This is a genomic window from Micromonospora sp. A202, from assembly GCF_006715105.1.
Lineage (GTDB): Bacteria > Actinomycetota > Actinomycetes > Mycobacteriales > Micromonosporaceae > Micromonospora > Micromonospora zamorensis.
In genome coordinates this window covers 81951-102293 of sequence record NZ_VFMP01000001.1, presented here as the reverse complement: position 1 = coordinate 102293, position 20343 = coordinate 81951, and the positions used below count along the sequence as shown (strand labels likewise).

At 69.9% G+C, this 20343-nt stretch carries 16 protein-coding genes and 1 pseudogene; 1 reads left to right on the top strand and 16 read right to left on the bottom strand.

Annotated elements, in window-relative coordinates; all coding sequences use genetic code 11:
- Window positions 1-95: 95 nt before the first annotated feature.
- Window positions 96-1325 carry an MFS transporter gene (locus tag FBZ33_RS00480; RefSeq protein WP_141907609.1) on the top strand — a complete coding sequence of 410 codons (1230 nt, stop codon included), beginning with the start codon at window positions 96-98 and terminating at the stop codon, window positions 1323-1325.
- Here the strand turns inward: FBZ33_RS00480 and FBZ33_RS00475 are convergent.
- The 16 genes and pseudogenes from FBZ33_RS00475 to FBZ33_RS00400 all read right to left on the bottom strand — a co-directional run bounded on the left by FBZ33_RS00475 (window position 1301) and on the right by FBZ33_RS00400 (window position 20316).
- Window positions 1301-2386 carry a polyprenyl synthetase family protein gene (locus FBZ33_RS00475; protein ID WP_141907608.1) on the bottom strand — a complete coding sequence of 362 codons (1086 nt, stop codon included), beginning with the start codon at window positions 2384-2386 and terminating at the stop codon, window positions 1301-1303. The two genes, FBZ33_RS00480 and FBZ33_RS00475, sit on opposite strands and share 25 nt — an antisense overlap.
- A gap of 90 nt (window positions 2387-2476) precedes the next feature.
- Window positions 2477-4030: an NADH-quinone oxidoreductase subunit NuoN gene (gene nuoN, locus FBZ33_RS00470; protein ID WP_088951138.1), complete on the bottom strand. Its 1554-nt coding sequence runs from the start codon at window positions 4028-4030 to the stop codon at window positions 2477-2479.
- Entirely contained in the window at window positions 4027-5562 is a 1536-nt protein-coding gene (locus FBZ33_RS00465) for an NADH-quinone oxidoreductase subunit M (protein ID WP_141907607.1), read from the bottom strand. The genes nuoN and FBZ33_RS00465 overlap by 4 nt, the downstream gene beginning before the upstream one ends.
- Window positions 5563-5626: 64 nt before the next feature.
- Window positions 5627-7552 carry an NADH-quinone oxidoreductase subunit L gene (nuoL, locus tag FBZ33_RS00460; RefSeq protein WP_088951136.1) on the bottom strand — a complete coding sequence of 642 codons (1926 nt, stop codon included), beginning with the start codon at window positions 7550-7552 and terminating at the stop codon, window positions 5627-5629.
- Window positions 7553-7564: 12 nt separating this feature from the next.
- Window positions 7565-7882 (bottom strand): NADH-quinone oxidoreductase subunit NuoK, encoded by a 318-nt coding sequence (nuoK, locus tag FBZ33_RS00455; RefSeq protein WP_088951135.1) that lies wholly within the window; start codon window positions 7880-7882, stop codon window positions 7565-7567.
- A gap of 58 nt (window positions 7883-7940) precedes the next feature.
- Window positions 7941-8711, bottom strand: a complete 771-nt coding sequence (locus FBZ33_RS00450; RefSeq protein WP_099849918.1) for an NADH-quinone oxidoreductase subunit J — start codon at window positions 8709-8711, stop codon at window positions 7941-7943.
- Window positions 8708-9349: an NADH-quinone oxidoreductase subunit NuoI gene (nuoI, locus tag FBZ33_RS00445; RefSeq protein WP_141907606.1), complete on the bottom strand. Its 642-nt coding sequence runs from the start codon at window positions 9347-9349 to the stop codon at window positions 8708-8710. Before nuoI ends, FBZ33_RS00450 begins: the two co-directional genes overlap by 4 nt.
- Before the next feature lies 1 nt (window position 9350).
- Window positions 9351-10703: an NADH-quinone oxidoreductase subunit NuoH gene (nuoH, locus tag FBZ33_RS00440; RefSeq protein WP_141907605.1), complete on the bottom strand. Its 1353-nt coding sequence runs from the start codon at window positions 10701-10703 to the stop codon at window positions 9351-9353.
- On the bottom strand, window positions 10700-13207 hold the full coding sequence (locus FBZ33_RS00435; protein ID WP_141907604.1) for an NADH-quinone oxidoreductase subunit G: 2508 nt from the start codon (window positions 13205-13207) through the stop codon (window positions 10700-10702). The genes nuoH and FBZ33_RS00435 overlap by 4 nt, the downstream gene beginning before the upstream one ends.
- A 58-nt stretch (window positions 13208-13265) precedes the next feature.
- Window positions 13266-14582: an NADH-quinone oxidoreductase subunit NuoF gene (gene nuoF, locus FBZ33_RS00430; protein ID WP_099849910.1), complete on the bottom strand. Its 1317-nt coding sequence runs from the start codon at window positions 14580-14582 to the stop codon at window positions 13266-13268.
- A 287-nt stretch (window positions 14583-14869) separates the two neighbouring features.
- Window positions 14870-15793 (bottom strand): annotated as a pseudogene (gene nuoE, locus FBZ33_RS00425) (NADH-quinone oxidoreductase subunit NuoE); the annotation flags it as partial.
- Window positions 15790-17115 (bottom strand): NADH-quinone oxidoreductase subunit D, encoded by a 1326-nt coding sequence (locus FBZ33_RS00420; RefSeq protein ID WP_141907602.1) that lies wholly within the window; start codon window positions 17113-17115, stop codon window positions 15790-15792. The gene FBZ33_RS00420 and the pseudogene nuoE, both read right to left, overlap by 4 nt.
- The gene (locus tag FBZ33_RS00415) at window positions 17112-17849 is read right to left on the bottom strand and encodes an NADH-quinone oxidoreductase subunit C (protein ID WP_112638718.1); all 738 of its coding nucleotides are present in this window, start codon (window positions 17847-17849) and stop codon (window positions 17112-17114) included. The genes FBZ33_RS00420 and FBZ33_RS00415 overlap by 4 nt, the downstream gene beginning before the upstream one ends.
- Entirely contained in the window at window positions 17846-18523 is a 678-nt protein-coding gene (locus FBZ33_RS00410) for an NADH-quinone oxidoreductase subunit B family protein (RefSeq protein WP_124821345.1), read from the bottom strand. Before FBZ33_RS00410 ends, FBZ33_RS00415 begins: the two co-directional genes overlap by 4 nt.
- Before the next feature lie 14 nt (window positions 18524-18537).
- Window positions 18538-18903, bottom strand: a complete 366-nt coding sequence (locus FBZ33_RS00405) for an NADH-quinone oxidoreductase subunit A (RefSeq protein WP_007454588.1) — start codon at window positions 18901-18903, stop codon at window positions 18538-18540.
- A gap of 135 nt (window positions 18904-19038) precedes the next feature.
- On the bottom strand, window positions 19039-20316 hold the full coding sequence (locus tag FBZ33_RS00400; RefSeq protein ID WP_088951125.1) for a geranylgeranyl reductase family protein: 1278 nt from the start codon (window positions 20314-20316) through the stop codon (window positions 19039-19041).
- Window positions 20317-20343 lie beyond the last annotated feature (27 nt).

Sequence of the window (20343 nt, the reverse complement as noted above, 5' to 3'; positions counted from 1 at the left end):
TGTTCGGGTCGAGGATGCCAGATCGTCATCCACTCGTTGTGCCCCGACCGTCACCAGGAGTGGCCTGAGCGAGTCTCACGTAGGTTTGCCGGACGATGACCAACAACGCCATCACCCCCGACCCGACCGTCGCCCCCTCCCATCCGATCAGGGCGAGCGCCGGCGCAGTGGCCACCACCGTGGCCTGCGTACTCCCCGTCTTTCTGCTCGGTGGTCTCGCCGTGCAGATGGGCAGGGACCTCGACTTCTCCCCGGCCGGCCTCGGCCTGGCCGTGTCCGTCTACTTCGGGGTCAGCGCGCTGGCCTCGGTGCCCTCCGGCCGCCTCGTCGAGCGGTACGGAGCGGCCCTGGTGGCCCGCTGCGGCATCGTGCTGGCCGCCGGGTCGATGCTGGCCGTAGCGGCCTTCGCGCGCTCGTACCCGGTGCTGGTCGGGTTGCTGGCGCTCAGCGCCGCCGCGAACGCGCTCGGCCAGTTGGCCAGCAACGCCGCGCTGGCCCAGCACGTGCCGGCCCGACGGCAGGGTCTGTCGTTCGGCGTCAAGCAGGCCGCCATCCCGGTCTCCACACTGCTGGCCGGGGCGGCGGTGCCCACCATCGCGCTGACCGTCGGCTGGCGCTGGGCGTTCGTGGCGGCGGCCGTGGTCGCGACGATGACGCTGGCCGCCGTACCCCGGCAGGTGCCCCTGCGGGCGCGGCGGGCCGGCGCGACGCGCGCTGGCCGGGCCACTGCGGCGTTGGTGGTGGTCGGTGCGGCGGCGACGTTGGCCGCGGCCGCAGCGAACGCGCTGGGCACCTTCCTGGTGGACTCCGCGGCGGCCCGGGGCATGTCGCCGGGCCTCGCCGGCCTCACCCTGACGCTGGGCAGTGCGATCTGCATGACCGCGCGGGTGGGTGCCGGCTGGCTGGCCGACCGCCGCGTCACCGGTCACGTCGCCGTCATCGCCGCGATGCTGGTCGTCGGTGCGGCCGGGCTGGGCCTGCTCGCGTTGACCGGCCCGGTGCCGCTGGTGGCCGGCGTGGTGCTCGGCTTCGGCCTGGGTTGGGCCTGGCCCGGCCTGATGACGTTCGCGGTGGTCAGACTCCACCCGCAGTCACCGGCCGCCGCCACCTCGATCACCCAGACCGGGGTGTACGCGGGCGGCTGCCTCGGCCCGTTGACCCTCGGCCCGCTGGCCGCCCACCTCGGCTATCCGGCCATGTGGACCGCCTCGGCGGTGTCCATGCTGCTCGCGGCCGTCCTCATGCTCTGCGGCGGCCGCCTGTTGACCCGCGTCGCCAGTGCGGCGAGCCGGGGTGACGATCAGCTGGTGCGGTCGGCGATGTAGTCGCAGAGCGACTCGAGGGCGTGCCGGGACGGGCCCTCGGGCAGCGGGGCGAGGCGCGCACGGGCGTCCTCGGCGTAACTGCGCACGGTCTCCCGGGCGCGCTTGAGCGCGGGGCTCTCGCGCAGCAGACCCAACGCCTCGGCGTGCAGCGCGTCGTCGGTCAGCGGGCCGGTCGCCAGGATCTCCCGCAGTCGCACCGAGGACGCGTCGGAGTCGTCCGCCGCGCGGGCGTAGAGCACCGGCAGGGTCGGGACGCCCTCGCGCAGGTCCGTGCCGGGCGTCTTGCCCGACTGCACCGACTCGGAGGCGATGTCGAGCAGGTCGTCGGAGAGTTGGAAGGCGACGCCGATCGTCTCGCCGTATCCGGCGAGGGCCTCCACGTGCTCGGCCGGTGCGCCACCGAACATGCCGCCGAAGCGTGCCGACGTGGCGATCAGCGAGCCGGTCTTGTCGGCGATCACGTTGAGATAGTGGGTCACCGGGTCGTCGTCGGCGCGCGGCCCGACCGTCTCCGCGATCTGGCCGTGCACCAGCCGGGCGAAGGTGCGCGCCTGCAACCGGACCGCCTCGGGGCCCAGGTCGGCGGCGATGTCCGCCGCACGGGCGAAGAGATAGTCGCCGACCAGGATCGCGACCGAGTTGGTCCAGCGGGAGTTCGCGCTGGGCGCGCCCCGGCGAACGGCGGCCTCGTCCATCACGTCGTCGTGGTAGAGGGTCGCGAGGTGAGTGAGCTCCATCACCACGGCGGCCGGGACCACCTGCGCGCCGGTGGGATCACCGAACTGGGCACCGAGCGCCACCAGCAGCGGCCGGAAACGCTTGCCGCCGGCCTCCAGGAGGTGCCGGGCGGCCTCGGTGACGAACGGGTCGGCGCTGGACACACTGGCCCGCAGCTCGACCTCGACCGTCTCCAGCAGACCCAGCACGGACGCCTCGACGCGGGGATCGGCGAGATTGAGGCCGAGCGCGCCGAACTGACTCGTGCTCGCCCGACCCCGCCGACCGCCGGAGCCGGAGGCACCTGAACGCTCGCCCGCCGGATTCACCACACCATCAACCATGCCACACCCGTTCGACCTGCTCCGGGTCGGGGATACGCACCGGGGGTCGGCACGTGAACACGCGCCGGCCCCCGGTGGTCGATCCTTCGGTCATCGCACGAATTCGGCAGCTCCCGTGGCGAGATCGAGCAGCGGCGCCGGGGCGATGCCCAGCACCAGAGTGGCCAGCACGCCGATCATCAGCGCGGCGGAGGTGAGCCCGCCGGGCACCATGACGGTCGGGGTGGACTCGCCCGGCTCGGAGAGCCACATCATCACCACGACCCGCAGGTACGGGAACGCCAGCACCATGCTGGTCAGCACACCGGCGATCACCAGCCAGGCCTGACCACCCTCCAGGGCCGGCCCGAAGATGGCGAACTTGCTGGTGAAGCCGCTGGTCAGCGGAATACCGGCGAAGGCCAGCAGGATGAAGGTGAACAGCCCGGCGAAGAACGGCGACCGCCGACCCAGCCCGGCCCAGCGGGACAGGTGGGTGGCCTCCCCGTCGGCGTCCCGCACCAGGGTCACCACGGCGAACGCGGCCAGCACCGAGAAGCCGTACGCGACCAGGTAGAACATCGTGCCGGAGAGCCCGTCGCGGCTCGGTGCCAGCACGCCGACCAGCAGGTAGCCGGCGTTGGCGATCGAGGAGTACGCGAGCAGCCGCTTGATGTCGGTCTGGGTGACCGCGAGCACTGCACCGATCAGCATGGTCAGCACCGCCACCGCGCCGAGGACCGGGGTGAAGTCCCAGGAGGCGTCGGTGAACGCGACGTGGAAGACGCGCAGCAGGGCACCGAACGCGGCGACCTTGGTGCAGGCCGCCATGAAGCCGGTGACCGGGGTCGGCGCGCCCTGGTAGACGTCCGGGGTCCAGACGTGGAACGGCGCCGCCGCGGCCTTGAAGAGCAGACCGATCGAGAGCAGTGCCATGCCGGCGAAGAGCAGCACCTTGCTGGCCGGGGACTCGCTCACCGCCGCGTGGATGGTGGCGAAGTCGACGCCGGCCGTCCGGCCCGGGATGCCCGAGGTGAAGCCGTAGATCAGGGCCACGCCGAACAGGAAGAACGCGGAGGCGTACGCGCCGAGCAGGAAGTACTTCATCGCCGCTTCCTGGCTCAGCAGACGCCGGCGACGGGCCAGCGCGCAGAGCAGGTAGAGCGGAAGGGAGAAGACCTCCAGCGCGATGAACATGGTCAGCAGGTCGTTCGCCGCCACGAAGATCAGCATGCCGCCGATCGCGAACGTGGTGAGCGGGTAGACCTCGGTGAGGCCGTTGCGCCCCTCGGCCTGCCGCCGGTCGTCGGCCGACTCGGCGGTCACCGCGGCCTGGGCGACGAACGCCCCGCCCCGCTCGACCGAGCGGTCGCCGATCAGCAGCAGCGCCATCGCGGCCAGCACCAGGATCGCGCCCTGGAGGAACAGCGTCGGCCCGTCGATCGCGAGCGCCTGGCCGGCGGTGATGATCCGCTCATCAGCGCTGAGGACCACCATGGTCAGCGCCGCGAGCACCGCGAGCAGCGCCAGCGTCAACTGCACCACGTGCCGCCAGCGACGAGGCACCAGCGCCTCGACCAGCACGCCGAGCAACGCCGTGCCCAGCATGATCAGGATCGGGGAGATCGCCGCGTAGTCGATCGACGGCAGTTTCAACTCGGTCACTTTGCCGCCTCCTGGACGGTGCCGCCCACGGACGGCGCCGGGTCGGTTCTGCCGATGTCGTCCATGGTCGCCTGGACGGCCGGGTTGATCACGTCAGTGACCGGCTTGGGGAAGAAGCCGAGCAGCACGATCAGCGCGATCAGTGGAGCGACCACGAACTTCTCGCGCAGGTTGAGGTCCTTGCGCATCCCGTCGACCTCGGTGAGAGCCGGGTTGAGCGTGCCCTGGGTGGTGCGCTGCACCATCCACAGCACGTACGCGGCGGCCAGGATGATGCCGAGCGTGGCGATGATCGCCACCGGCTTGTTCACCGTGAAGGTGCCGATCAGCACCAGGAACTCGGAGATGAACGGCGCCGTGCCGGGCAGTGCGAGCGAGGCGAGACCGGCGAAGAAGAGCACACCGGCGAGCACCGGGACCAGCTTGCCGGCACCGCCGAAGTCGCTGATCAACGCCGAGCCACGCCGGCTGATCAGCATGCCCACCACCAGGAAGAGCAGACCGGTGGCCAGCCCGTGGTTGAGCATGTAGAGCACCGCGCCGGTGCCGGCCTGGGTGGTGAAGGCGAAGATGCCCACCCCGATGAAGCCGAAGTGCGCGATCGAGGTGTACGACACCAGCCGCTTGAGGTCGTTCTGACCGACCGCCAGCAGCGCGGCGTAGACGATGCCGATCACGCCCAGCGCCAGCGCCCACGGCGCGAACCACTTCGACGCCTCCGGGAACAGCGGCAGGCAGTAGCGCAGGATGCCGAACGTGCCGACCTTGTCCAGCACACCGACCAGCAGTGCCGCCGCTCCCGCCGGGGCCGCACCACCGGCGTCGGGCAGCCAGGTGTGGAACGGGAAGAACGGCGCCTTGATGGCGAACGCGAGGAAGAAGCCGAGGAACAGCCACCGCTCGGTGCCGGTGCTGATGTCGACCTGGGACAGCGCCTGCCAGTCGAAGGTCTTTCCGCCGACCACCCACAGGCCGATCACCGCGGCCAGCATGAACAGACCGCCGACCAGCGAGTAGAGGAAGAACTTCACCGCCGCGTACTGCCGCTGGTGGCCGCCGTAGCTGCCGATCAGGAAGTACATCGGGACCAGCATGACCTCGAAGAACACGTAGAACAGGAAGACGTCGGCGGCCGCGAAGACACCGATCATCGTGCACTCGAGGACCAGCAGCAGCGCGAAGTAGACGGGCACCGACCGCTTCGACGACTCCGCGTCGTGCCAGGAGGCCAGGATCACCAACGGCACCAGCACCGCGATCAGCATCAGCATCACCAGCGCGATGCCGTCGGCGGCGAAGGTGAAGCTGACGCCCCAGTTCGGGATCCACGAGTATGACTCGCGGAACTGGAACCGGTCACCGCCTGCGTTGAAGCTGACCCACATCACCACCGAGAGCACCAGCACGAGCAGCGACCAGGCGAACGCCACCTGCTTGGCCAGCTCCGGCCGGTGGCGCGGCAGGAAGGCCACCACCAGGGCGCCCACCAGCGGCGCCACGGTGAGCACCGAGAGGAACGGGAAGTTGGACATTATGCGGCCTTACCTCCGTCGTCACTGCGTGGTCCGCCGGCGGGGGCGGCCGGGAACAGGTCGATCACGCCAACCACCCGGCCTGCACCGCCAGGAACGCCGCCATCACCAGCAGCGCACCGGCCAGGATCGAGGTGGCGTACGAGCGGACGAAGCCGGTCTGCATCCGCCGGAGCCGACCCGAGCCACCGCCGACAGCGGCGGCAAGCCCGTTGACCAGCCCGTCGATGCCCCGGTTGTCGAGGTACACCAGCGCCCGGGTGAGGAAGATGCCCGGCTTCTCGAAGACGGCCTCGTTGACCGCGTCGGTGTAGAGGTTGCGCCGGGCGGCGGTGACCAGCACCCCGGCCGGCTGCGGCGCGGTGGCCGTCCCGGCCCGGAACAGGAACCAGGCGAGCCCGGCACCGAGCACGGTGACCAGCAGCGACAGGGTGGTGATGACGGCGTGCGAGAGGACCGCCTCGTGCTCCCCGTGCTCGCCGCCCAGGCCGGCGGTGGCCGTCAGCCAGTCCGGAACGGACGTGGACAGCAGGAAGCCGGCACCGACCGAGCCGACCGCCAGCAGGATCAGCGGGATGGTCATCAGCTTCGGCGACTCGTGCGGGTGCTCGATGTCCTCGGTCCACCGCTGCGGCCCGTGGAACGTGAGCACGAACAGCCGGGTCATGTAGAACGCGGTCAGTCCGGCACCGAGCAGCGCCGCACCGCCGAAGAGCCAGGCGGTCCAGTCCTCCCGCTCGAAGGCGGCCACGATGATCGGCTCCTTGGAGAAGAAGCCGGAGAACGGGAACATGCCGATGATGGCCAGCCAACCCATCATGAAGGTCAGCCAGGTGATCTTCATGTGCTTCGAGAGGCCACCGAAGCGGCGGATGTCGACCTGGTCCTTCATGCCGTGCATCACCGAGCCGGCGCCCAGGAACATGTTGGCCTTGAAGAAGCCGTGCGCCAGCAGGTGCACGATGGCCAGCGCGTACGCGCCACCGCCCAGGCCGACGCCGAGGAACATGTAGCCGATCTGGCTCACCGTCGACCAGGCGAGCACCCGCTTGATGTCGTCCTTGGCCGCGCCGATGATGCAGCCGATCAGCAGCGTGAGCGCGCCGACGCTGACCACCACGAGCTGGAGCGTCGAGTTGGCGGAGAAGATCGGGTTGGACCGGGCGATCAGGTAGACGCCCGCGGTGACCATGGTGGCCGCGTGGATGAGCGCCGACACCGGGGTCGGGCCCTCCATCGCGTCCGGCAACCACGCCTGCAGCGGGAACTGACCGGACTTGCCGGCCGCACCAAGCAGCAGCAACAGGCCGAGGACCAGCACGGTGGTGCCGGTCAGCGCGCCGACGCCGTTGAACACCTCGTCGTACTGGGTGGTGCCCAGGGTGGCGAACATGATGAAGATGCCGATGGCCAGGCCGGCGTCGCCGACCCGGTTCATCAGGAACGCCTTCTTGCCGGCGGTGGCCGCGCTCGGCCGCTCGGTCCAGAAGGAGATCAGCAGGTACGACGCCAGACCGACGCCCTCCCAGCCGAAGTAGAGCATCACGTAGTTGTTGCCGAGCACCAGCAGCAGCATCGCCGCGACGAACAGGTTGAAGTACGCGAAGAACCGCCGACGACCCGCGTCGTGCGCCATGTACTCGACCGCGTACAGGTGGATCAGGAAGCCCACCCCGGTGATCAGCAGTACGAAGACCGCGGCCAGCGGGTCGAACAGCAGGCCGAAGTCGACGCGCAGGTCACCGACCGCGATGAAGTCCCAGAGGCTCAGCTCGACCGACTTGTTCTCCAGGCCACGCAGCTGGAAGAAGAAGGACAGGCCGAGCACGAAGGCGGCGCCGATGGCGGCAACACCCAACCAGTGCCCCCAGCGGTCGGCCCGCCGGCCGAGCAGCAGCAGGATGGCCGCGCTGAGCAGCGGGATCGCCACCAGCAGCCAGACGCCCCCGAGCAGCCCCGTGGCCTGGGCGTATTCCACAGTCTCTTCCACCGGTGGACCCCTCTAGTACTTGAGCAGGTTGGCGTCGTCGACACTCGCCGAGCGTCGCGTCCGGAAGATGGACATGATGATCGCGAGCCCGACCACGACCTCGGCCGCCGCCACCACCATCACGAAGAACGCCATGATCTGGCCGTTGAGGTCACCGTTGATCCGGCTGAAGGTGACCAGCGTCAGGTTGGCGGCGTTGAGCATCAGCTCCACGCACATGAACAGCACGATCGCGTTGCGCCGGATCAGCACCCCGGCTGCGCCGATGGTGAAGAGCACCGCGGCGAGGACGAGGTAGTAGGTCGGCTCGACCGAGAAGAACGTTCCCATTACTTGGTTTGCCTTCCGTTCGCGACTGCGGGGCTCCGCTCCGCTGCACTCCTCGCGCTCACCGGTCCGTGCCCTTCAGAGACGTCTCCTCGGCGGTCAGCTCGCGCTGCGGAAGGATCGCCGGGGTGCTGCGGTCGGTCAGGCGGCCGTCGGGCAGCCGGGCCGGGGTGGCCACCGAGGACGAGGTCGCGAAGACACCGGGGCCCGGCTTCGGCCCGGGGTAGTTGCCCGGGGCGAAGCGTGCCTTCATGGTCGACACCTGGTCGACCTTGTCCTGCTTACGCCGCTCGACGTGGGCCAGCACCATGGCACCGACCGCCGCGGTGATCAGCAGCGCCGAGGTCAGCTCGAACGCGAAGACGTACTTGGTGAACAGCAGCCGGGCGATGCCTTGCACGTTCCCCTCGGCGTTGACCTGCTCCAGGCCGACAGTGTTGGTCTGGTCCAGCGCCTGGTACAGGCCGGTGCCGACCAGGCCGGCGAAGCCCAGGCCGAGCACGATCGCGGCGACGCGCTGGCCGCGCAGCGTCTCGATCAGGGAGTCCGTGGAGTCCCGACCGACCAGCATCAGCACGAAGAGGAACAGCATCATGATCGCGCCGGTGTAGACGATGATCTGCACCATGCCGATGAACGGACCGGCCTGGAGGACGTAGAACACGCCCAGACAGAGCATGGTCAGCACCAGCCACAGCGCCGAGTGCACGGCGTTGCGCGCGGCCACCATCCCGATCCCGCCGAGCAGCGCGAGCGGGGCGAGGATCCAGAAGGTGACCGCCTCGCCGGTGGAGACCGAACCCGCCGCGGCGAGCACCGTAGACGTGGTCATGCTTTCTCTCCCTTGCCGGCAGCCGCGCGCTGGGCGGCCTGCTCGGCGCCCGGGAACGTCACGCCGGGGTGCTCCTCGACCTGGTAGCGGCCGGGACCCATCGGGGACGTCTCCGCACCGGCGGAGGTGCCCGGGTTGTCCAGCGCGCCGACGTAGTAGTCCTTCTCGCTGTCACCCAGCCGCATCGGGTGCGGAGGCTGCTCCATGCCCTCCAGCAACGGCGCGAGCAACTGCTCCTTGGTGAAGATGAGGTCCTGCCGGTTGTCCCGGGCCAGCTCGTACTCGTTGCTCATGGTGAGCGAACGGGTCGGGCAGGCCTCGATGCACAGCCCGCAGAAGATGCAGCGGGCGTAGTTGATCTGGTAGATGCTGGCGTACCGCTCACCCGGCGAGAAGCGCTGCTCGTCGGTGTTGTCGCCACCCTCGACGTAGATCGCGTCCGCCGGGCATGCCCAGGCGCACAGCTCGCAGCCGATGCACTTCTCCAGGCCGTCCGGGTGCCGGTTGAGGATGTGCCGCCCGTGGTAGCGCGGCGCCGACACCGGCGGCTTGAACGGGTAGTCGGTCGTGACGACCTTCCTGAACATGTGCGAGAAGGTGACACCGAATCCCTTGAACGTTCCGGTGATCGCGCCCACGTCACACCTCCCTGGAGTCCGAGCCGGCAACGATGTTGGCCGGCTCCCGCTCGGCGACCACGCGCGTGATGCGCGGGCTCGGTGGTACCTGAAGATCCATCGGTGGCAGCGGGAAGCTCCCGTACGGCCGGTTGTCGACCTGTTCCTGAGTTGTCGGCTTCGGCTGCGGCCGGCGGCTGGGCCAGAACAGCGTGGCGATCAGCAGCAGGCCGGCGGGGATGCCAACCGCGATCACCTTGCCGCGGGTGTCCCAGTCCTCGATGGAACGCAGGCCCGACAGGACCAGGATCCAGACCAGGTTGATCGGCAGCAGCACCTTCCAACCGAGGCGCATGAACTGGTCGTAGCGCAGCCGGGGCAGCGTGCCGCGCAGCCAGACGAAGACGAAGACCAGCGCGATCACCTTGCCGAAGAACCAGAGCATCGGCCACCAACCGGAGTTGGCGCCCTCCCAGATGGTGATCGGCCAGGGTGCCCGCCAACCGCCCAGGAACAGCGTGGTGGTGACCGCGGACATGGTCACCATCGCGACGTACTCGCTGAGCATGAAGAGCGCGAACTTCAGCGAGCTGTATTCCGTCATGAAGCCGGCGACCAGCTCGGACTCGGCCTCGGGCAGGTCGAACGGCGCCCGGTTGGTCTCACCCACCGTGGCGATGAAGAAGATGATGAAGCTGGGCAGCAGCAGGATCGCGTACCAGCCCGGCGCCGGGATCTCGGTGCCCATGATGGTCAGCCGCGTGGCGTCGCCCTGAGCGGCGACGATCCCGCTGGTGCTCATCGTGCCGGCGGTCATGAAGACCGCCACGATGCTCAGGCCCATCGCGACCTCGTAGGAGATCATCTGGGCGGTCGACCGCAGACCACCGAGCAGCGGGTACGTCGAGCCGGAGGCCCAACCACCCAGCACGATGCCGTAGACGCCCATCGACGAGCAGGCGAGCAGCAGCAGCACCGCCACCGGCACGTCGGTGACCTGCAACGGCGTGTGGTGGCCGAAGATGCTCACCATCGGGCCGAAGGGCACCACCGACAGCGCGGTGACCGCACAGATCACCGAGATCGTCGGGGCGAAGAAGTAGACGACCTTGTCGGCCGCCTTCGGCAGGATGTCCTCCTTGAAGGCCATCTTCAGGCCGTCGGCGAGGGTCTGCAGCAGGCCGAACGGGCCGACCTGGTTGGGGCCGGGCCGCACCTGCATGTAGCCGACCACGCGCCGCTCGAACCAGACACCGAGCAGGGTGGCCAGCAGACCGAAGGCGAACGCGAAGACAATCTTGCCGAGGACCAGCCACCACGGATCCCGGCCGAAATCGGCAAGCGTCGGATCCTGGGCCAGGTAGATCGGACTCACTGGTTACCCCCGGAGTTGAGGAGAGGACCCGGGAGACCGGTCTCGTCGGCCGCCACGCGTCCGGCCGGGATGGCCGTACTCGGTGCGGGGACGGAGATCCGGACGACCGCGCCGGACGACGCCCCGAGGCTGCGCCGCACGGTCGAGCCGGGTGAGTTGGTCGGCAGCCAGACCACGCCGTCCGGCATCTCGGTGAGTTCCGCCGGCAGGGTCAGCGCCCCCCGGTCGGTGCCGACCGTGACCGCGTCACCGTCGACCACACCGAGTGCCTCGGCGGTGCCCTTACCCAGCCGGACCACCGGCGGACGGGCGGTCCCGGCGAGGTTCTCGTCGCCTTCGGTCAGGGTGCCGAGGTCCACCAGTTGGTGCCAGGTGGCCAGTACGGCCTCCCCGGCGTTCGGCTGCGGCACCCGGCCCGGCGCGACCGACGGCGCCGCCGGCCGAGACATCCGCGTCGCCGGCAGCGTGCCCAGCTCACGACGCACGCTCGGCACATCCGCCGTGCCGAGCCGCACGTCGAGCAGTGCGGCCAGCGCGTCGAGCACCCGACCGTCGGTCATCGCGGCGGTGTTCAGCACGGCCTCGAACGGGCGCAGCCGACCCTCCCAGTCCAGGAAGCTGCCGGCCTTTTCAACCACCGGGGCGACCGGCAGCACCACGTTCGCCCGCCGGGTCACCGCGCTGGCGCGCAGCTCCAGGCTGACCAGGAACGGCACCGCGTCCAGGGCGGCCTCGGCCAGTCGCGGGTCGGCCAGGTCGGCCGGGTCGACGCCGCCGACGACAAGCGCGCCGAGCTGCCCGTTGGCCGCCGCGGTGAGGATGCCGTCGGTGTCCCGCCCGGCCTGGCTCGGGATCACCCCGGCCGGGATGTCCCACGCCTCACCCAGCTCGGCGCGGGCGGCCGGCTCGGTCACCAGCCGTCCACCGGGGAGCAGGTTGGGCAGGCAGCCCGCGTCGACAGCGCCGCGGTCACCCGCGCGCCGCGGCACCCACACCAGCTTCGCGCCGGTACGCCGCGCCACGTCCGCCGCTGCGGAGAGCCCGCCCGGCACAGTGGCCAGTCGCTCGCCGACGATCAGGATCGCGCCCGGTGCGCTCAGCGCCTCGGCGACCGTGGCGTGCTCGGCGAGCACGCTGGCCTCCTCGCCCGGCACGACCCGGGCCAGCTTGGCACCGAGCTTCTCCAGGCCGCGGGTGGCGAACGGCGCCAGCGCGTACACCGTCAGGGTCTTCTTCAGGTACGCCTTGCGCAGCCGCAGGAAGAGGATCGGGCACTCCTCCTCCGGCTCCAGGCCGACCAGCACCACCGCCGGCGCGTTCTCCACGTCGGTGTAGGTGACGTCGGTGACCCCGGCGACCGAGCTGGCCAGGAAGTCGGCCTCCTCGCGGGAGACCGGCCGGGCCCGGAAGTCGATGTCGTTGGTGGTAAGGGCGACCCGGGCGAACTTCGCGTAGGCGTACGCGTCCTCGACGGTCAGCCGGCCGCCGGTGAGCACCGCCGTGCCCTGCCCACTCTCCCGAGCAGTGTGCAGGCCCTCGGCGGCCACGGTGAGCGCCTCGCTCCAGGACGCCTCGCGCAGCTCGCCGGTGTGCTCGTCGCGGACCAGCGGGGTGGTCAACCGGTCGGCGGCCCGGGTGTACTGGAAACCCCACCGGCCCTTGTCGCAGTTCCACTCCTCGTTGACCTGCGGCTCGTCGCCGGCCAGCCGGCGCAGCACCTTGCCGCGCCGCCAGTCGGTGCGCTGCCCGCAGCCGGCCGAGCAGTGCTCGCAAACGCTCGGGCTGGACACCAGGTCGAACGGGCGGGCCCGGAAGCGGTACTGCGCACCGGTCAGCGCGCCCACCGGGCAGATCTGCACGGTGTTGCCGGAGAAGTAGGAGTTGAACGGGACGTCACCGGCGTCGCCCTCTTCGCCGTACGCGTCGTCCCGGTAGATGTTGATCTCCTCGGCGGACGACCGGCCCATCAGGTCGATGAACTTGTCGCCGGCGATCTCCTCGGAGAACCGGGTGCACCGCTGACAGAGCACGCACCGCTCGCGGTCCAGCAGCACCTGGCTGCTGATCGCCATCGGCTTCTCGTACTCCCGCTTGTGCTCGTGGAAGCGCGAGTCGGTGCGGCCGGTGGACATCGCCTGGTTCTGGAGCGGGCACTCACCGCCCTTGTCACACATCGGGCAGTCCAGCGGGTGGTTGAGCAGCAGCAGCTCCATCACCCCCTCCTGCGCCTTCTTGGCCACCGGGGAGGTGATCTGCGTACGCACGACCATGCCGTCGGCGACGGCCTGGGTGCAGGAGGCCACCGGCTTGCGCTGGCCCTCCACCTCGACCAGGCACTGCCGGCACGCGCCGGCCGGGGCCAGCAGCGGGTGGTCGCAGAACCGGGGGATCTCGGTGCCCATCTGCTCGGCGACCCGGATCAGCAACGTCCCCTTGGGGGCGGTGACCTCGACGCCGTCGATGGTGAGCGTGACGGTCTCGGTCTGCTTTGCTACGTCGGTCACAGTGCTTGCCTTTCGCTCGCGACTGCGGGGCTCGCTCCGCTCACTCCTCGCGCTCGCATCAGTGAGCTCCAACTAGCTGCTTGTCCGACAGCTTCGGCGCGGTACGTCCCTCGATGTAGTCGAGGTAGTCCTGCTTGAAGTACTTCAGTGACGAGGTCACCGAGCTGGTCGCGCCGTCACCCAGGCCGCAGAACGAGCGGCCGAGGATGTTGTCGCAGGTGTCCAGCAGGGTGTCCAGGTCTTCGTGGGTGCCCTGACCGGCGAGGATCCGCCGGTAGACCCGAACCATCCAGTAGTTGCCCTCGCGGCACGGGGTGCACTTACCGCACGACTCGTGGTGGTAGAACTCCAGCCACCGGTACGTCGCGTAGACCGGGCAGTCCTGGTCGGAGAAGATCTGGGTGGCCGTGGTGCCCAGGATCGAGCCGGCCGCCGCCACCCCCTCGAAGTCCAGTGGCACGTCCAGGTGCTCGGCGGCGAGCAGCGGGGTGGACGAGCCACCCGGGGTCCAGAACCGCAGGTTGTGCCCGGGCTGCATGCCACCGGCCAGCTCCAGCAGCTCGCGCAGCGTGACACCCATCGAGCACTCGTACTGGCCCGGGTTGACGATCCGACCGGACAGCGAATAGATCATCGGCCCGGAGGACTTCTCGGTGCCCATGCTCTTCCACCAGTCAGCCCCGCCGAGCACGATCGGCGGCACGCTGGCGATGGTGCCGACGTTGTTCACCACCGTCGGGCTCGCGTACAGGCCGTGGGTGGCCGGGAACGGCGGGCGCAGCCGGGGCTGCCCCCGGAAGCCTTCCAGCGAGTCCAGCAGCGCCGTCTCCTCGCCGCAGATGTACGCCCCGGCGCCGGAGTGCACCACCAGCTCCAGGTCGTAGCCGCTGCGCAGGATGTTCCGGCCGAGGTAGCCCTTGTCGTACGCCTCCTGGACCGCGTTGCGCAGCCGACGCGCGGCGTGCACCGCCTCGCCCCGGATGTAGATGTAGGCGCGGTTGGCCCGGATCGCGTACGACGCGATGATCACGCCCTCGACCAGCGCGTGCGGGTCGTGGGTCATCAGCGGCAGGTCCTTGCAGGTGCCCGGCTCGCCCTCGTCGGCGTTGACCACCAGGTAGTGCGGCTTGCCGTCGCCCTGCGGGATGAAGCCCCACTTGAGACCGGTGGGGAAGCCGGCGCCACCCCGGCCGCGCAGCCCCGAGTCCTTGATCAGCTGGATCAGGTCGTCCGGGTGGGCCTTGAGCGCCTTGCGCAGTGCGGCGTAGCCGTCCAGTTGCTCGTACGTGCCGATACGCCAGGCGTCCGGCGACAGCCAGCGCTTGGTCAGCACCGGCGTCAGCTTGGCCACGGTCTCCGGGCGGGGAGTGGTCACTTCTGGGCCCCCGTTTCGTTCGCGTCCGCCGGTCCGGCGCCGTCGGCGTCCGTGCCAGCCTTCGCTTCGGTGAGGTTGCGCTCCTGCGCCCCGGCCTCGTCGCCGGCGGGCTTGCCGTCACCGGCCGGCGCGTTGGCCGCCACACCGGCGGCCTCGGCCGACCGTGCGTCGCCAGCCTCGGGCGCGGTGCCGGTGCCGTCAGTCGGGACCTTGGTGCCAGGGGCGTCCGGCACCGCCGTGCCCGCGTCCGGCTGCCGGGTCTCGGCGGTACGCACCTGCGGCGACTTGTCGTCCGGTGCCTTGACGTCCCGCGTGGTGCTGCCACTGGCGTCTGCCGGCTTCGCCGGCCCGGTGGCCTCCGCCGGCCCAGTGGCGTCTGCCGGCTTCGCCGGCTCGCCGACCCCGGCCGCCCCCGTCGGGGCGGACGCCCCGTCGCCACCCTTGACCGGTGCCGCGCTGGCCTCGACGGGCGCCGGCTTGGCGGCCTCCGCCTTCGCCTTCGCCTCAGCGGCGGCCTTGTCGGCCTCGGCCTTGCTGCGGATCGGGGTGTTCGGGTCGAAGCCCGGCACCGAGACGCCGTGCTCCTGCGCCAACCGCAGCCCGCGCAGGGTGGGCTCACCGGGCCCACCGTCGGCGACCGCGCCCTCGCGCTCGTCGGCGAAACCGGCGAGCTGCACCGCCATTTCCTTGAGGGTGCAGAGCCGGGCACCGCGGGTCGGCATCGGCCGCCCGCCCGCCCGCAGCTCGTCGACGACACCGACCGCTGTGGAAGCGTCCACGCCGTCGAAGAAGTCGTAGTTGACAGTCATCACCGGGCCGTAGTCGCACGCCGCCAGGCACTCGGCGTGCTCCAGCGTGATCGTGCCGTCGGCGGTCGTCTCGTCGTGCCCGACGCCCAGGTGCTCGGACAGGGTGTCGTAGACCTCCTGGCCACCGAGCACGTTGCACATGGTGTTGGTGCAGACGCTGACCAGGAAGTCACCGGTCGGCTTGCGCTTGTACATCGTGTAGAAGGTCGCCACCGCGCCGACCTGGGCCTTGTTCAGCCCCAGGACCTCGGCGCAGAACGTGACCCCGGCCGGGGAGACGTACCCCTCCTCGGCCTGCACCAGGTGCAGCAGCGGCAGCAACGCCGAGCGGGACCGGTCCGCCGGGTAGCGGGCGATGATCTCGCGCGCCCGCTCCCGGGTCTCGTCAGTGAAAACACTCATCGGTCACAACCACCCATCACCGGGTCCAACGAGGCGCCGCCGGCGATCACGTCGGCGATCAGACCGCCCTCGGCCATCGCCGGGAGGGCCTGGAGGTTGACGAAGCTGGGCTCGCGGTAGTGCACCCGGTACGGCCGGGTGCCACCGTCGGAGACCGCGTGCACGCCCAACTCGCCCCGGGGAGCCTCGATCGCGACGTACACCTGGCCCGGCGGAACCCGGAAGCCCTCGGTCACCAGCTTGAAGTGGTGGATCAGCGACTCCATCGACTGACCCATGATCTTCGCTACGTGCTCCAGCGAGTTGCCCATGCCGTCCACGCCGATGGCCAGCTGCGCGGGCCAGGCGATCTTGCGGTCGGCCACCATCACCGGACCCGGGCGGAGCCGGTCCAGGGCCTGCTCGACCAGCTTCATCGACTCCCGGATCTCGGCGAGCCGGACCTGGTAGCGGCCCCACACGTCACCGTCGGGGTGGGTCGGCACGTCGAACTCGTAGTTCTCGTAACCGCAGTACGGCATGGTCTTGCGCAGGTCCCAGGCGAGACCGGCGGAGCGCAGCACCGGCCCGGTGATGCCGAGGGCCACGCAGCCGGTCACGTCCAGCACCGCGACGTTCTTCGTCCGCTCGGTCCAGATCGGCTGGCCGGAGAGCAGGTCCTCGTACTCCTTGAGCTTCTTCGGCATCATCTTGAGGAACTCGCGGATCTTGACGATCGCCTCGTCCGGCACGTCCTGCGCCACACCGCCCGGCCGGACGTACGCGTGGTTCATCCGCAGACCGGTGATGGTCTCGAAGATGTCGAGGATGTACTCCCGCTCGCGGAAGCCGTACAGCATGATCGAGATCGCGCCCAGCTCCATGCCGGTGGTGGCCAGCCAGACCAGGTGCGACGAGATCCGGTTGAGCTCCATCATCAGCACGCGGATGGTGGTGGCCCGCTCGGTGATGTCGTCGGTGATGCCGAGCAGCTTCTCGACGGCGAGGGCGTACGCCGTCTCGTTGAAGATCGGGGCGAGGTAGTCCATCCGGGTCACGAACGTCGAGCCCTGAACCCAGTTGCGGTATTCGAGGTTCTTCTCGATGCCGGTGTGCAGGTAGCCGACGACGGAACGGGCCTCGCGGACCGTCTCGCCCTCCAGCTCCAGGATCAGCCGCAGCACCCCGTGCGTGGACGGGTGCTGCGGACCCATGTTGACGACGATCCGCTCGTCGTTGATCGGGTCGGTGCCCGAGACGATGGTGTCCCAGTCCCCACCGGTGACGGTGAAGACTCGACCCTCGTCGGTCTCGCGCTCGCTGGCGTAGTTCGACGTCGTCACTGGTACGACCTCCGCTCGTTCGGCGGCTGGATCTCCGCGCCCTTGTACTCGACGGGCACACCGCCGAGCGGGTAGTCCTTGCGCTGCGGGTGGCCCTCCCAGTCGTCCGGCATGAGGATCCTGGTCAGGTTGGGGTGGCCGTCGAAGACGATGCCGAACATGTCGTACGCCTCGCGCTCCTGCCAGTCCGCCGTCGGGTAGATGGCGGTCACGCTGGGCAGGTGCGGGGCCTCGACGGAGACCGCGGCCTCCAGCCGGACCCGCCGGCGGTACGTCATCGAGGTGAGCAGGTAGACCACGTGCAGCCGCCGCTCGTCGGCGCCCAGGTAGTCCGCGCCGGACACCGACGAGCACAGCTCGAACCGCAGCGCCAGGTCGTCGCGCATCACCTGGCAGACCTCGGCGATCCGTTCCGGACGGATGTGCAGCGTCAGCTCACCCCGGTCGACCACGACCTTCTCGATCGCGTCGCCGAAGGCCGGGTACGCCTCCTCCAACGCGTCGCGGACCTCGTCGAAGTAGCTCCCGTACGGACGGGACGCCTCCTCGATGGGCTGGCGCTGGCGGACCAGGCCGCCGTAGCCGGACACATCGCCGGTGCCCTGGTTGCCGAACATCCCACGCCCGGCCGGGCTGGCCGGCGGGTACTCGGCCGGAGCCGTGCTGCTGGCGCCGACCGGCGTCACCGGGACCGGCACTCCGCCGTCGTTGGGCTTGTCCGTGGGTGACGTCATTTGGGGCCTGCCTGCGGGTGGAGGTGGTTCTGAGCGTTCATCCAGTTCTCGATCCGCAGCTGCTCCTCGCGGCCCTCGCGGACCGCCCGGGTCCACTCGGCACGCCGGGCCTTGTCGCTGCGGTACGAGGAGGGCATGGAGCCGTAGGGCACGATCGGAACGTCGCCGCGCTCCTGGCGGGCAGCCAGCATCTTGCGGCCGTTCGGGCCCAGCGGCTCATACATGATCTTCTCGCGGAGCTTGAGGATCGCGTCGATGAGCATCTCCGGCCGGGGCGGGCAGCCCGGCAGGTACATGTCGACCGGCACCACGTGGTCGACGCCCTGCACGATCGCGTAGTTGTTGAACATGCCGCCGCTGCTGGCACAGACGCCCATCGAGAGCACCCAGCGGGGCTCGGCCATCTGGTCGTAGATCTGGCGCAGAACCGGGGCCATCTTCTGACTCACCCGGCCGGCCACGATCATCAGGTCGGCCTGCCGGGGCGACGCCCGGAAGACCTCCATGCCCCAGCGGCCCATGTCGTAGTGCGGACCACCGGCTGCCATCATCTCGATGGCGCAGCAGGCCAGGCCGAAGGTAGCGCCCCACACGGACGACTTCCGGGACCAGTTGACCAGCTTCTCCACCGAGGTGAGCAGGACGCCGGCGGGAAGCTTCTCCTCGATGCCCATCTGACGTTCCTTCCTCAGTCCCAGTCCAGGCCGCCGCGCCGCCACACGTAGGCGTACGCAACGAAGACCGCGACGATGAACAGGACCATCTCCACGAAGCCGAAGATCGGCAGAGCGTCGAACGAGACCGCCCAGGGGTAGAGGAAGATGATCTCGATGTCGAAGACGATGAAGAGCATCGCCGTCAGGTAGAACTTGATCGGGAACCGGCCGCCGCCGACCGGCTGCGGGCTGGGCTCGATGCCGCACTCGTAAGCCTCGAGTTTGGCCTTGTTGTAGCGACGGGGACCCGCGAAGCGGGCGGCGCCGACGGAGAACAGCGAGAACGCCGCGGCGAGGGCGAACAGCCCGATGATCGGTGCGTAAGGCGAGAGCGACATCGTTTTCTCCTGCTCGTCCTTCCCTGCCCTCGGTGCTTGACGAAAATCACACTATTCACGTCCCTCGCAGTGGCAGTCGGCGGGGGTCGATCTTTGTCGGCGTCGGGGCTGTGACCAGCACCGATGCCGTCCTACTTATACGGCTGGAGCTGCCTTCGTCATCGCGTTGATGACCCGGTCCATCGCATCCCCGCCACGCGGGTCGGTCAGGTTGGCCAACAGCTTGAGGACGAAACGCATCAGCGTCGGGTGCGGCATGCCGTGTTTGGTGGCGATCCGCATGATCTCCGGGCGGCCGATCAGTTTCACGAAGATGCCGCCCAACCGGTAGTAACCGCCGAGTCGGGCCTTCAGCTCGTTCGGGTACGCCATCAGCGCCCGCTCCCGCTCCGGGCCGGCCGGCCGGGCGAGGGCCTGGACGATGGCCTCCGCGGCCAGTTCGCCGGACTCCATCGCGTACGCGATGCCTTCGCCGTTGAACGGGTTGACCATGCCCCCCGAGTCACCGACCAGCAGCACGCCACGGGTGTAGTGCGGCACCCGGTTGAAGCCCATCGGCAGCGCGGCGCCGAGGATCGGGCCGTCGGCGTTGGTCTCGTCGGTCATCCCCCAGTCCTCGGGGGTGTTGGCGAGCCAGTCGGTGAGCAGCCGGCGGTAGTTGGTCTTGCCGAACGCCGAGGACGAGTTGAGCACGCCGAGACCGACGTTGACCCGACCGTCACCCAGGCCGAAGATCCAGCCATACCCGGGCAGCAGGTTGTCGCCGCTGTCCTTGCTGCGCAACTCCAGCCAGGACTCCAGGTAGTTGTCGTCGTGCTTGGCCGGCGAGCGGTAGTAGCGGCGGACGGCCACGCCGATCGGCCGGTCCTCCCGCTTGGCCAGCCCGAGCGCGAGCGGGAAGCGGCCGGAGACCCCGTCCGCCGCGACGACCAGCGGGGCGTGGAAGGTGGTCGGCTCCTTGCCCGGCCCGACCTCCGCCTCGACGCCGGTGACCCGGCCGTCGCCGTCGAGCACCGGGCCCAGCACGTTGACGTTGGTCCGCAGCTTGGCACCGGCGGCCACCGCCTGCCGCGCGAGCAGGTCGTCGAAGTCCAGTCTCGTACGCACCAGGCCGTAGTTGGGGAAGCTCGCCAGCTCCGGCCAGTCCAGTTCCAGGCGCACCCCACCACCGATGACGCGCAGGCCGCGGTTGTGCAGCCAGCCCGCCTCGGGCGAGGTGTCCACACCCATCCGGATGAGCTGACGGACGGCGCGCGGGGTCAACCCGTCGCCGCAGACCTTCTCCCGCGGGAACTCGGTCTTCTCCAACAACAGCACCCGTACGCCGTGCCGGGCCAGGTGGTACGCAGTAGCTGATCCACCGGGACCGGCGCCCACGACAATGACGTCGGCGTCGTGTTCCACCGGGGTCATTCGCGCCTCCTCCCGCACGCTCGTGAA